Consider the following 12592-nt stretch of genomic DNA (forward strand, 5'->3'; position numbering starts at 1 on the left):
CAGCTTGCCGGCGAAGGCGCGGGGGGATTCGCGAGCAAGCGCGCTTCGACGCCAGTAGAGCCCTCAACGCCGCCGGATACGCTCCACCATTACCCTACCGTCACCACCCAAACGCCCTCGCACTTCGACGTAATCACCCACACCAGGGGACTTGTCGATCCGGCTGTCTGGACCGACCACCAGCGGCAGGCCATCGAGGGTCCAGCCCTCCCCCAGCATGCCCTGAAGGCGCACCCGTGAGCCGACCGGGTTGGATGCAGGGCGGCCCAGGGCGTCGCGGGCGCCTTGATCGACCCAGTCGACAATGAGCTGGATCTCCACCTCGCTGAGGTACGGTGGGCCGTCATAAGGCATCTGTGGCCGGGACTGGCCACGAATGCGTCGCACCAGCTCGCTGGCACCGGCCGAGCCCGGCACGATGCGCGCTCGCTCGCCGTGATCCAGGGCAGTTTCATAGGAGATCAGCAGGAAGCCTTCCGGCGCCGAGCCCATCAGGCCGTAACGCGAGTGGCACTTGGTGCAGCGCATGGCGAAGATCGGCGCGACATGCGCATAGGTGACCGGCTGCCCGGCCGCCGGGTACTGCAACGGCTGCGTCTCGACAGTGCTGGACGAAGGCCGTGAGCCTGGTTGCAGGCCCTCGGCTATCCAGCGCTCGAACAGGGCGATTTCCGCATCACTGAGAAACGGTGGTCCGGTCATCGGCATCCGTGGCAGGCTGATGCCCTTGAGGCGCCGGATCAGCTCACTGCCCGACGGATCGCCGCTGACCACCACCGGTCGAACCTTGCTGCCCTTGAGCAGGTCATCGAGGCTGGTCAGCCGCAATCCCAGAGGCGCCGCATCTCCCGCATGGCAAAGCACACAGCGACTTTGCAGGATCGGCTGGATATCGTCGAAGGTCGCCGCCGGCACTCGAGCGCCGCCAGCCAGGAGGGCAAGGAAAAACGGCAGCCACAGCAGTATCCGCCTGGTCATGTTGCCTCTCTCTCGCCCCCGAATATGTCGCTAAGCCTAGTGAAGCCATCCCATTCACGCAGATTCTCGGGAACCCTGCCCCGATCTCCCAGTCTGTCCTTCTGAGGCTGGCGGACGTCGGCCCCAAGCCCCGGGTTCGAATCAGTCGCCGCTGCGGACCTGGGGCTTTTCCCTGCCCGCCTTTCACGGAAACGTCTGCATACAGAATCCCAACCCTGGCTGGTTTTCCAGACGACAGGTCTAGGCAATGATGGCGACCGCGCCGGACAATGGCCGGTAGCTGAATGAGCTGCATACCGCATCACTGGAGAATCACTGCATGAAACCTGCTTCACGTCTTGTCGCCCTGGTCCTTGCAACGAGCCTGCTGGCAAGCCTCGCCGGCTGCGAGCTAGCTGAGGAATCTGCCGACAAGCTGGCGCGCAAGGCCGAGGAAGCCGCCCAGGACATCGCCCGGGAGGCGATCGGCGACGCCGTCAACGAGTTGAACAAGAAGGTCGATGAAGTCCAGGCCTCGGCCAAGGAGTTACTCAACGAGCCCCGGAAACAAGAGCAACGAAGGGACGAAGAGCCGCGCACCGAGCAGCACCGCGGCCAGGAAGACGAGAACATGATGCCGCCGTCCGGCGTCGAGACCTGAGCTGAATCACTCGCCGCGTAGCGCATCTACAGGATGCAGCCGTGCAGCGGCGCGGGCCGGCGCAATGCCGGCCATCACGCCAATCACCCCGGATAGCACCATCGCCAGGATCAGCACACCCGGGCTCAAGGCCAAAGGCAGCCCCGGCAGGGCGAGGTGCAGCCCGCCCAGCAAAATCCCCATCAGCACCAGTCCCAGGAGGCCGCCGGCCAGCGAAAGCAAGATTGCCTCCGCGAGGAACAGGCCCAGCACCTGTCGCGGGCTGGCGCCGACGGCCCGCAGCAGGCCGATTTCGGCGGTGCGCTCACCCACGGTGGTGGTCATGATGGTGAGGATGCCCACCGCCCCGACCAGCAGGGAGATGCCGCCCAGAGCGCCAATCGCGATGGTCAGCACTGAAAGGATGCGCCCGAGGCTGGCCAGCATGTCGTCCTGGGTGGTGATGCTGAAATCCTCCTCGCCATGGCGCTCGATGAGCGCGGCACGGATGCGTTCGGCCATCTGGACCGAGCCGATGCCGGCGTTGAACACCACATCGATCTCCATCAGCCCCTCCCGGTTGAACAGGCTTTGCGCCCAGTCCACGGGAATGTAGGCGATGTCGTCGAGGTCGAAACCGAGCAACTGCCCCTTCTTTTCCATGACTCCGATCACCCGGAAGCGCGTACCGCCGATACGCACGAGCTCCCCCAGCGGATTGGCGTCCCCGAACAGTTCGGTCCGGAGCTTCTGGCCCAGCACCACATAGGGAGGTGAGCGCCCGTCGCGCGCTGGCGGCAGGAACTGCCCCAACGCCAACTGGAAGCGCCAGGCCTCAGCGAGTTGGTGGCCGCCACCGATGATGTCGCTGCTACGGCTGAACTGCTGGAACTGGATGTCGCCGGTACCCTGAATGATCGGCACCACCGCTTCGACATGTGGTAGACGACCGAGCGCCTCCGCATCAGCCGGGGTCAACGGGCGCACGCTGCTGAGAATGCCACCCAACCCGCCGGTCTGCGTCTTCCCCGGGTGGATGGCGATGATCCGCGTACCGAACTGCGAAAAATTATCCAGTACGTAGCCGCGCAGCCCTTCGCCAATGGCCGTGAGCAAGGCTACGGCGGCGATGCCGATGGCCACTCCAAGCATCGTCAGCAGGCTTCGCAAGGGCCGGCTGGTAAGCGCCGAGGCGGTCAGGGCGAAGCCATCCTGGACGCGCATCATGGCTGTCATCGCCCCGCCTGCGGCCGCAAGGCATCTACCGGCTCCATCGCGGCGGCGCGGCTGGCCGGTAACCAGGCGAACAGCAGGGCCGTCACCAGGCTCAACCCCAAGGCGCTGGCCTTGGCCCACCAGGGCGCATGTAAGGGGAAGTCCCAGAGCTGGCGCCCCGCCCATAGCAGAACCTCCCCCAGCAGTAGGCCGCTCACTGCCCCTGCCAGGGCCAGCAAAGCCGCCTCGCCCAGGAACAGCAGACGCACCTGGGCAGCGGTAGCGCCTATGGCCTTGAGCAGGCCGATCTCTGCCGTGCGCTGGTTCACCGATATCCAGGTCACGTTCATGATCAGGATTCCAGCCACCATCAGGCTGATGGCCGCGATGCCTGCCAGCGCCAGGGTCAGGGCGCGGAGGATGTCGGCAAAGGCCGCAAGCATGGAGTCCTGCCCGATCAGGGTGATGTCCTCCTCCCCTTCATGGCGCTCGCGGATGGTCGCGCGGATCTGCTGCTTGCCGCTCTCCAGCAGGCCAGGTCCACGCATCTCGGCAAAGATGCGGAACAACCCCTCGCGGTTGAACAGGGCCTGGGCGCTGGCCACGGGAATGATGAGCATCTCGCCGAAATCCATGCCCAATGACTCGCCACGCTCAGCCAGGATGCCGACCACCCGGAAGCGCCGGTCGCCCGCGCGCAGCCAATGACCCAGCGCAGGCTGGGTACCGAACAGCTCGCTGCGCAGCTTGGCGCCTATGACGCAGACCGCCTGCGCCTCACCGAAATCGAGCAGCGGCAACACCTGGCCCTGGCTGACCTCCAGTTGCCGAATGGCGAAGAAATCGTGACTGGTTCCTAGTGTGAAAGCTTCGCGGTTGCGGCTGCCGACGTTGACCTCGACCTGCCCGGCCTGCAGCGGCGCTACCCGCAGCACTGACGGCAGCCGGGCGATGGCGGCTGCATCCTGCAGAGTCAGGTCGCGCGGCGCCAATCCGGTGATCGGGGGCATTCCACCACTGGTTTCCTTGCGCCCAGGCAGGACGATCACGGTGTTGCGCCCGAGCACCGAGAACTCACCCAGGATGTAGGTGCGCGCACCTTCGCCGAGCCCGGTGAGCAGACTTACGGCGATCACTCCGATGCCCACCGCCAGAAGCAGCATCAGGCTGCGTGAGCGGTGCCCGCGCAGCGCTCCGAGCCAGAGGCCAACCGCGTCGGCAGCACGCATCATTGCCGCCGGTCCTCGACGATGCGTCCATCACGCATCGCCAACTGGCGGCTGGCACGCGCCGAGAGCTGGCTGTCATGGGTCACCACCACCAGGGTCAGCCCTTCGCGGTTGAGTTCTTCGAGCAGGTCAATCACTTCGCCTCCGGACTGGCTGTCGAGGTTGCCGGTGGGCTCATCGGCCAGCAGCAGCGAAGGCGTCATGCACATGGCACGGGCAATGGCCACGCGTTGGCGCTGGCCTCCAGACAATTCGCCGGGGCGGTGAGCCAGACGATCGGTCAGGCCCAGCCGTTCAGCCAGGACGGAACTGCGGCGGTGCCGCTCGACCGGTTCGATACCCGCCAGGAGCATGGGGAGCTCGATGTTCTCCCGGGCATTGAGCCGAGGGATCAAGTGATAGGACTGGAACACGAAGCCGATCCAGCGGCTACGCAACTCGGCCCGGCGTCCTTCGTCCAACCCAGCCGTGGCTTCGCCACGCAGCCAGTACTCACCAGCATCCGGCACATCGAGCAAGCCGAGGATGTTGAGCAGGGTGGACTTGCCGGAGCCGGAGGGACCGGTAACGGCCAGGTACTCGCCAGCCAAGACGTCCAGGTCGACGGCATCCAGGCCCATCACCCGCTGCTCGCCCAACTGGAAGCAACGCGTCACTCCGCTCAGGCGGATCATGGCTCGGGCTCCACCGCCTCCTCTGGGACCACTGCCAGGCCATCAGCGAGTTTCTCCACGTCGAGGCTGGAGAGGATCCGCTGGCCCGGCTCCAGGCCGGCGGTGATCTCGGTCCAGCGCCAGTTGCCGAGGCCGGTCTTGACCTTGGTCTCACGCAGTACGCCGGCCTCGGCGTCGTAGCGATAAACGCGGCGGCCCTCGAATAATGTCTCGGTGGGGATGCGCAGCACCTCGTCTTTGTGCTGCAAAAGGATTTCCACGTCGGCGCTGTAGCCCGTCAGCAAGGTGACGCCGGACGGCACGCCGTCGAATTGCACCTCGACGTCCACTGTTCGCGCCTGTTTTTCCAGATCGCGAACGAAGGGGGCAATGCGGCTGACCCGTCCTTCGAAGTGGCGGTTGCGGAAAGCGTCCAGACTGATCCGGGCCGGCATGTCCAGCGCCACACGAGCAGCGTCCACTTCGTCGATCGGCGCCTCGACATACAGGCAACTGTCATCGATCAGGTCCACGGCCGGTGGCGTGGGAATACCCGGTGGCGAGGGGGTGACGTATTCCCCCAGCTCACCGTTGATCTGCGCCACGATGCCCGCGAAGGGGGCTCGCAAGGTGGCTTGGTCGAGCAAGGACTGCTGCAGAGCCAGTTGCGCCTCAGCCTCATGGATCAGGACATCGCTTGCATCACACACCAACTGCGCCAGGTTGGCCCGGGTTTCGGCCTGGTCCAGTTGATCGGCGGCGGCCAGCTTGCGCTCGGCCAGGTGACGCAATCGTTCCAGGTCGCGACGGTTCAGCTGGGCCTGCTGGCAACGCTGCTCGCGGGCATTGCGCTGGCCCGCCAGGCGCGACCGTGCTTCAGCGACGCGCGCCTGTCGATCATCCTGGCGCAAGCGCAACAGGACCTCGCCTGCCTGGACGCGCTGGCCCTCGTCGATCAGCAATTCGGTCACCTGCCCTCCCAGATTGAAGGACAGTCGCGAGCGCCGGCAGGACTTCAATGTACCGGCACGGGTATTGGCCACCAGGGTTTCAACGGTTCCTTTCTCGACCGTTACCAGTCGCACAGGCAGGGGCTGCGGGCGACTCCACCACCAGAGCAGCAAGCCCAGAACCGCCAGCGCAGGCACCAGAATCAGGAGTTTGCGCATGCCCTCCTCCCACGAAAGCTGATTCGATCAGCCTAGGTGCTGGGGCTGGATATGCGCCAGAGAAGACGTCGAAGGTGAGGCCGGAACCTGTTGGTTTCCAGTCTCATTGGTTGATGCGATGCGCCTCAGGCGCGCAGGTAACGCGGCAGTGGCTTGCGGTGCAGCACCTTGAGGGATTCAACCGGCGGCACCTCGCCAAACTCAAGCGCCAGGTCACGCTTCAGGGTGCTGATCAGCCAGTCCAGCTGGGCTGCGGCGCCGATGCGTGGCACGACCCGTTGAAAGGATTTGCCCTCCCGCTCCAGCGTCAGCACGTAGCCACCATCAGGGCGGGGCGCGGTGCTCAGCTCATAGTCAGGAAAGGCGTTGGCAAGTGTTCCGATGTCCAGGTTCATGTGTTTCTCCCAGGAAATAAGTGCTCCTGCACCTCGCTGCAGCATGCATGCCTGCGGTATGACAACGGAATCGCCAAATAAATCAGTCGCTTGCAAAACTTTTAAACAAATTTCGCAGTGCATTGCGCACGATTGAGGCGCTTGGCAGCGTGCAACCTGCAAGATCGAAACCTTGCAGGACCACGCAAGATGCGCTCAGACCAGTTCGATTCGGTCTTCGTGGATACGGATCAGACCCTGCTTGTAGAGCCCGCCGATGGCCTTCTTGAAGTTGCCCTTGCTGACGCCGAACAGCTTGCTGATCAGCTCGGGCGGGCTCTTGTCGCTGATCTGTAGCACGCCGCCTTCGCTGCGCAGCTTGTCGAGGATCTGTTCGGCCAGGCCGGTGGTTGCGCGCTCGCCGATAGGCTGCAGGCTGAGGCTGATCTTGCCGTCCGGGCGGATTTCCTTGATGTAGCCCTGCTCGCGCATGCCGCTGCGCAAGAACTTGAAGACTTCGTTCTTGTGGATCAGGCCCCAGTGCAGGCCATTGATGATGGCCTTGAAACCCAGGTCCGTCGCTTCGACAACCAGCAAGTCGACCGCTTGGCCGGGCTTGTAGCGTGGCGGGGTGTTGTCGAGGTAGCGGTCCAGTCGTGCAGTGGCGGTGATCCGGCGGGTGCGCTTGTCCAGATAGACATGCACGACGCAGTAGTCACCGACCTGGAGCGGGCGCTTCTCTTCCGAATGCGGCAGGAGCAGGTCCTTGGGCAGGCCCCAGTCGAGGAACAGGCCAACCCGGTTGATTTCCACCACCTTGAGGCTGGCGAAACCCCCGACCTGGACCTTGGGCGTGAGCGTGGTGGCGACGGGGCGGTCTTCGCTGTCCAGATAGAGGAACACATTCAACCACTCGCCAACCTCAGTGGGCTCGTCCTTGGGCACATAGCGCTTCGGCAGGAGGATCTCACCGTCCGGCCCGCCGTCCAGGTACAAGCCGAAGTCGGTGTGCTTGACCACCTGCAGTGAGTTGAAACGCCCGATCAGTGCCATATCCGCTACCTCTTTGAGTCGAGGCGGCATTCTACCCGTTGGCCACGTTCCAAGGGGACGGATGGTGCTTCCAGAGCGAAGAAATGCATTGGGGCGACGCGAATTTTCGCTCAGCGATGTGGTCTATCAACTCGGAGCACGATGATGTTTCAGTATCATGTCGCCATGCCGTGAAATTTAACCCGTGACCGTTATCGTCCGGATACTTACTGCCTGATTTCGGGAGTCCCTGTGCGCCCATCCAGCCGCTGGCTGCCACCATTCCTATCGCTAGCAAGCCTTGGCGTGCTCTTCCTGGTGATTCCCCTTGCCTGGCGCTATGCGCTTGGCTGGTCCGATCACTTTGGCTACCTGTCCGACCTTGTCGTGGGTAGCTTCCTGATCGCCCTGATCTACGGTCGCCCGTGGTGGCTGGGGCTACCCGTGATGGTGGCTTGGAGCCTGATGACCATGGGTAACATCGAGCTGGTAGGTGCCGTCGGGCGTATGCCTGAGCCCAGCGACCTGACCTATCTGCTCGATCCGCAATTCGTCAGCAACTCCACCCAAGGCGGTGGCGTAGGGCATCCGAAGCTGGCCATCGCCTTGGCCATCAGCGTTCTTGCCTGCCTGATCTGCTGGCGACGCTCGATAAATCCGCTGCCGCGCTATTGGTTCGGTGTACCAGCCGCCCTGCTGGCCGGGCATGTATTCCTGCAATACAGCCAGCCGAGCGACGCCGACCAGTGGCAGCAGTTCAACCTGCCGCACAAGCTCCTGGCCAGCATCGCCAGCACGGGGCAATTGGCATTCGAAGACTGGCTGGACGGCAATCAGCCGGATACCCCGCCAGACATCAGCGGTCTTGCCCGTCTGGACCTCGACGGTATGCCACTCCTGCCCGGACCGGGGCAGGCACGCAACGTATTGGTGATCACTCTCGAAGGCATTCCCGGCGCCTACCTGGCTGCCAACCGAGCAGCCATCAACAGCAGCTACGACGTCGCCATGATGCCCAAGCTCAGCCAATGGGCAGAGCGCGCCATGACGACGCCGGACTATGTCCTGCATAGCCACCAGACCATCCGCGGCTTGTATGCCATGCTCTGCGGCGACTACAGCAAGCTCGACTCGGGCACACCGAAAGGCCTCGAATTGCTGAACAACCCAGCTCGCGCCAAGGCCTGTCTGCCCGCGCAAATGCGCCAGCACGGGTTCAGCACGCACTTCCTGCAGGGCGCAGGGCTGCGCTTCATGGCCAAGGACAAGATCATGCCGCAGATGGGCTTCGACAAGACCCTGGGGCGCGACTGGTTCCCTAACAAGGCCTATCTGGAGTTCCCCTGGGGCATGGATGACAAGGCGTTCTTCGAGGGCGCGCTTACTTATGTGAAGCGACTGCGCCAGCAGAAGAAACCCTGGATGCTGACGCTGCTGACGGTTGGGACCCACCAGCCCTACTCCGCCCCGGCCGACTACCTGGCACGCTACCCGGACGCGAAACAAGCCGCCATTGCCTACCTGGACGATGCCGTGGACAGTTTCCTGCAGGGCCTGGAGAAGCAGGGTGTGTTGAAAAACACCCTGGTGATCGTCACCTCGGACGAGTCCCACGGTATCGACAAGGTGCGCCTTGCCTCGGCCTGGGGCTTCAACCTGGTACTGGCGCCGGAGCAGGCCGCGCTCCCGCCAATCAAGGCCGGTGTCTACGGGCACGTCGACCTCGAGGCCTCGATCCTCGACTACTTCGGTTATGAGGTCCCGCAGAACCTTGCTGGCCGCTCGCTCTTCCGTGAGTACGCAAGCGGACGCGAGATCATGTCCTACACCAATGGCAAGCTGCGCCACCATGACGGAAAGGACACCTTCACCGAGTGCGACTTCCGACAGGTATGCCGCCGTTACCAGAGCGAAGGCTTCATCGCCGACGAAGCTCGCTACCTCGGCAGTTTCAGCGGCAAGAAAGCCCGCCTGATGGCTCAGCGCGGTGCGCTGCTGGACCAATCGCTGCAGGGCGGAATGCTTGGCCAGGAGTACCAGTTCGCCACCCGCGAGCGCATCAAGCTGAAAGAGAAGTCCCGGGACGATTGGGCGGACAACCTGATCGGCGCGCAGTATATGGAGCTGCCGAAGAACAGCCGCACGCACGTGCAGCTGCAGATCCGCGTCCTGCGGATGGCGCGCGAGGGTGCCCAGATGCAGCTGAAAGCCAAGGAATTCGAGCGCGACGTTGCCCTCGCCATACCCGAGCTGCCCCGGCTGGTGCAGGGCAAACCAGTGAAACTCAGCTTCTCGTTCGATAACCCCGAAGCCCGCAAGGCCTTTTCGTTCCACCTGCTGGCCGAGGGTCGTGGCGTAATCGAGATCAGCGACTTCCGTGTGACCACCGAAGCCTTGCCGCCGCCAAGCGTTGGGACAGGCGAGCAATTGGCGGAGCAGAAACGCCCACTGAATCCGATCAAGAGCATCTTCGGCATGCTGGCCCGCAAGCAGGGCGGTCGGGCGGACGACTTGGAAAGTCCCGACGAGGAGCACACCGCAATTCCGGAAGGTAGGGAACTGCGCCTGCCGCAGTACCACTAATCACCGTGCCACCCACGCTATCGACGCGCGGGTGGCATCATCCGCTCAAGGCAGCACCGCTCTCACAACATTGCGAGTGTGCGCACCGAAGTGCTGGAGGAGGCGCACCAGTGCTTCATCCAGGCGAGAGTCGCGCAATGCTGGCCGCAAATGATTGCCCTGGCTGAAGCTCATTGGGGGGCGGTTCGCGCTTTCCAACCATTCGCCCAGGCGCTGGTCAAGGTCATCAGCCCCTTTCGAAGCCTCCAGGGAAACCACCCAGCGCAGGTAGCGACGGTCGTCGTAGGCAGGGTAATCACCATCACGCGACTGGTCGGCATAGGCGCGCATCAGCGGGCTCTCTGTGTTGCCATCACGCAGCAATTGGCCGAGTTCTTCCACCTGGTACTTCTCGAGCTCGGTGTGCCGCTTGGCGACCTGAGCCATGACCGCTTGCCGTTCGTGATCCAGGCCCACCACATCCTTCAGAGCGGCCCAGAGCAAGCGCGTGTCACTGTGCCCCGGCAGTGCCTTGGCATGGTAAGGCTGGGTGAGGTCCTGAACGTAGTGCAGTCCCCAGCCAAGGAAACGATAGCCCCAATAGGGATGACCACTTTCAAAGGCAAACCGGGCCAGACCGATGTACTGGAAAACGCGCATTTCAGGGTAGGTTCGTGTCAGGAACGGCGCACCACGATAGACCAGCTCTGACTCGTGGTAGTAACCCATGTGGAAAGGAGCCTGGGAGGAATACTCGTAACGCGAGTCACCGAACGGCTGTGGGCCGAAATTGTATCGGGCACCAGCCTCCCCCGGGTTGTCACTGAACAAATTGATATCGTGGCCGTAATCCGGCTCATCCGAGGCACTGGCCAGCACCGCCAGTGCCGGTAATCGTTCGCCGGGCTCGACACGGTAGAAATGCCAGGCAGCCCAGAGGTTAGGCTTGCTGAACACCATGACTTCGGAGGCATCCAGCGGCGCCCGGCCCTGCCAGTCCATTCCCGGCAGCGCCTGAACGAAATACGCGAGCCTGGTTTCCGGGTTCGCCCGCAGCGCCATGAGGAATGCTCGACGCCGGTCACCACGGTGCAGCGGCAGCCAATGCAGTTCATCGGGCCGAGCCGGGTAGCCTGGATAGGTCTCGCGCATGAATGCTTCTTGCTCATCCAGCAGCTGCTCCAACGCCACCCCCTCCTCCTCGAGAAAGGATTCCAGCGTCTCGACCTCAACCTGCGGAGCATCCTTGATCGACACCAGCTCGGCGAGTGCCAGGGCTGTTCCCAGAGCATGGTTGGACCAGGCGAGCGCAGCGGCCGGCAAACCGGCCAGGCTCAAGCCAAGGATGAATAGCAGATGCTTCATCGACCACTCCACTCAAGGTTCGGACAAGGCCGGCAGGCTACCAGCCGGGGCTGACGTCTCCACTGTCCAGCCAGGACAGGCGGACTCACCAATCGAGCCGTCACAGTTGCCTTTAGTGCAAGCGTCAATGAGCCCCAGCTGAGGAGCGGTGCAGATCGCCCGATCAATGCAACCCGGGCAAGAGCACAAACCCCACTCCCGCCGGGAGTGGGGTTGGTGTGCGGGATGATGGGCTGTCGTGTGATAGCCCCGAGAAGGCAGACGGCCGCCCACTGGGGGCGGCCCTTGGGTTCACTGGATGTCTTCGGGGGTCACCACCACCCAGTTCTTGTCGGCCGTCACCGGCAGACCCAGTTTGGCCTGGGCCTCGGCATTATCCTTCTGCATGCCGCTGATCTGGTCCATGTACTTGGCCTTGCGGTTGATCCAGAGGTTGATACCGCCTTTGCCGACGTCGGTACCGTGGAACATCATGTAGCCGTCGCTGATGGGCGTATCGCCTGCTACCAGGATGGGCTTCTTCCACTGATCGATGTAGGTGAGGACAGCAGCGTGCTTGCCCGACATCCAGGTCGCCGGGGTCCAGAGGTAGGGCGTCAGTTCAAGGCTCAGGTTGGCCTTGGGGTCATATTTGCCTTCTTCGATCTGCTTGCGACTGGTCGTCACTGCGCCGGTCTTGCGGTCCTTGAGCAAAGTAGTCACACCAATCACGTTTTCCGGTTTGACGTTGTAACCGTACTTCGGATCAGAGGCGACCATGCGTACCAGCTCCTCCAGCGCGGCGGTCATGATGTAGACCTCGATGCCGTTCTCGCTGAGCTTGTTCATCAACTCCTTCTGCCCACTGAACACCTTCGGCGGGTTGATCTCGATGGTCTTGACCTCATCGCCTTCGTAATAGGTGCTGGGCACGGGCTTGCCATAGGCCATCAGCTCGTCGACGTAGCCCTTGAGCTCGCGCAGGGTGAAGCCGGAGAAGACCTGGGCAACCCAGGGATAGCAGATCAGGTCATCGATCTCGCAGAGCCGGAAGTAATAGCTGTTGAGGCTTTCCTTGTGCCCATTCACATCCTTGAAGGGAATCAGCTTCAGCGAAGGGTCGAGCTTCTCGCGGGTCAGCACCCCCTTCATCTCCAGAAAGGGCAGCAATGACTCCTCGAGGTCATAGCGGTAACTGGTGTTGTCCATGTCGAAAACCGCAAAGTTGCCTTGGTTGGCATGCTTGGCGATCATCGCGTCGAGTTGCTTGGCGGCCGGTTCCGGCCAGTGCTTCAGTTCGGTCGCGGCCTGGGCGGCTCCTATCATTCCCAGGCACAGCACAGCAGACATCAGTGTCTTGGCGATCTTCATCTTCTTGTTCCTTTAGGGTGTGAATGCATCCAAGGAAGCTCGCGAC

Annotated in this window: 11 protein-coding genes; 2 read left to right on the top strand and 9 right to left on the bottom strand. The window is 63.0% G+C overall.

The window, feature by feature from the left end; all coding sequences use genetic code 11:
• Positions 1-63 precede the first annotated feature (63 nt).
• The gene (locus OXH74_RS24605; protein ID WP_375739278.1) at positions 64-978 is read right to left on the bottom strand and encodes a c-type cytochrome domain-containing protein; all 915 of its coding nucleotides are present in this window, start codon (positions 976-978) and stop codon (positions 64-66) included.
• Between the two features lie 319 nt (positions 979-1297).
• Between OXH74_RS24605 and OXH74_RS24610 the strand changes: the two genes are divergently transcribed.
• Entirely contained in the window at positions 1298-1618 is a 321-nt protein-coding gene (locus OXH74_RS24610) for a hypothetical protein (RefSeq protein ID WP_375739279.1), read from the top strand.
• Positions 1619-1624: 6 nt separating this feature from the next.
• Here the strand turns inward: OXH74_RS24610 and OXH74_RS24615 are convergent, their stop codons facing one another.
• From OXH74_RS24615 to OXH74_RS24640, 6 genes are all read right to left on the bottom strand, one after another.
• Complete coding sequence (locus OXH74_RS24615) at positions 1625-2821, bottom strand: ABC transporter permease (RefSeq protein WP_375741677.1); 1197 nt, start codon at positions 2819-2821, stop codon at positions 1625-1627.
• An 8-nt stretch (positions 2822-2829) separates the two neighbouring features.
• Positions 2830-4041, bottom strand: coding sequence for an ABC transporter permease (locus tag OXH74_RS24620; RefSeq protein WP_375741678.1), 1212 nt, complete (start codon positions 4039-4041; stop codon positions 2830-2832).
• On the bottom strand, positions 4041-4715 hold the full coding sequence (locus OXH74_RS24625) for an ABC transporter ATP-binding protein (protein ID WP_375739280.1): 675 nt from the start codon (positions 4713-4715) through the stop codon (positions 4041-4043). Before OXH74_RS24625 ends, OXH74_RS24620 begins: the two co-directional genes overlap by 1 nt.
• A complete protein-coding gene (locus OXH74_RS24630) occupies positions 4712-5863 on the bottom strand; it encodes an efflux RND transporter periplasmic adaptor subunit (RefSeq protein WP_375739281.1) in 1152 nt (383 codons plus the stop codon). Before OXH74_RS24630 ends, OXH74_RS24625 begins: the two co-directional genes overlap by 4 nt.
• Positions 5864-5988: 125 nt before the next feature.
• Positions 5989-6258, bottom strand: a complete 270-nt coding sequence (locus OXH74_RS24635; RefSeq protein WP_215373585.1) for a DUF3509 domain-containing protein — start codon at positions 6256-6258, stop codon at positions 5989-5991.
• Between the two features lie 195 nt (positions 6259-6453).
• Complete coding sequence (locus OXH74_RS24640) at positions 6454-7290, bottom strand: S1 RNA-binding domain-containing protein (RefSeq protein WP_375739282.1); 837 nt, start codon at positions 7288-7290, stop codon at positions 6454-6456.
• Between the two features lie 231 nt (positions 7291-7521).
• Between OXH74_RS24640 and OXH74_RS24645 the strand changes: the two genes are divergently transcribed.
• On the top strand, positions 7522-9852 hold the full coding sequence (locus OXH74_RS24645; protein ID WP_375739283.1) for an LTA synthase family protein: 2331 nt from the start codon (positions 7522-7524) through the stop codon (positions 9850-9852).
• Between the two features lie 45 nt (positions 9853-9897).
• On the opposite strand, the gene OXH74_RS24650 is transcribed toward OXH74_RS24645, so the two are convergent.
• The gene (locus OXH74_RS24650; protein ID WP_375739284.1) at positions 9898-11196 is read right to left on the bottom strand and encodes a phospholipase; all 1299 of its coding nucleotides are present in this window, start codon (positions 11194-11196) and stop codon (positions 9898-9900) included.
• A gap of 291 nt (positions 11197-11487) precedes the next feature.
• Positions 11488-12525: a haloacid dehalogenase-like hydrolase gene (locus tag OXH74_RS24655; protein ID WP_375741679.1), complete on the bottom strand. Its 1038-nt coding sequence runs from the start codon at positions 12523-12525 to the stop codon at positions 11488-11490.
• Between the last annotated feature and the right edge of the window lie 67 nt (positions 12526-12592).

The organism is Metapseudomonas boanensis (assembly GCF_042232855.1).
Classification (GTDB): Bacteria; Pseudomonadota; Gammaproteobacteria; order Pseudomonadales; family Pseudomonadaceae; genus Metapseudomonas; species Metapseudomonas boanensis.

Coding starts and splice junctions, on each gene's coding strand:
- OXH74_RS24605 (WP_375739278.1), bottom strand. CDS start 978: ATGACCAGGCGGATACTGCTGTGGCTGCCGTTTTTCCTTGCCCTCCTG.
- OXH74_RS24610 (WP_375739279.1), top strand. CDS start 1,298: ATGAAACCTGCTTCACGTCTTGTCGCCCTGGTCCTTGCAACGAGCCTG.
- OXH74_RS24615 (WP_375741677.1), bottom strand. CDS start 2,821: ATGCGCGTCCAGGATGGCTTCGCCCTGACCGCCTCGGCGCTTACCAGC.
- OXH74_RS24620 (WP_375741678.1), bottom strand. CDS start 4,041: ATGCGTGCTGCCGACGCGGTTGGCCTCTGGCTCGGAGCGCTGCGCGGG.
- OXH74_RS24625 (WP_375739280.1), bottom strand. CDS start 4,715: ATGATCCGCCTGAGCGGAGTGACGCGTTGCTTCCAGTTGGGCGAGCAG.
- OXH74_RS24630 (WP_375739281.1), bottom strand. CDS start 5,863: ATGCGCAAACTCCTGATTCTGGTGCCTGCGCTGGCGGTTCTGGGCTTG.
- OXH74_RS24635 (WP_215373585.1), bottom strand. CDS start 6,258: ATGAACCTGGACATCGGAACACTTGCCAACGCCTTTCCTGACTATGAG.
- OXH74_RS24640 (WP_375739282.1), bottom strand. CDS start 7,290: ATGGCACTGATCGGGCGTTTCAACTCACTGCAGGTGGTCAAGCACACC.
- OXH74_RS24650 (WP_375739284.1), bottom strand. CDS start 11,196: ATGAAGCATCTGCTATTCATCCTTGGCTTGAGCCTGGCCGGTTTGCCG.
- OXH74_RS24655 (WP_375741679.1), bottom strand. CDS start 12,525: ATGTCTGCTGTGCTGTGCCTGGGAATGATAGGAGCCGCCCAGGCCGCG.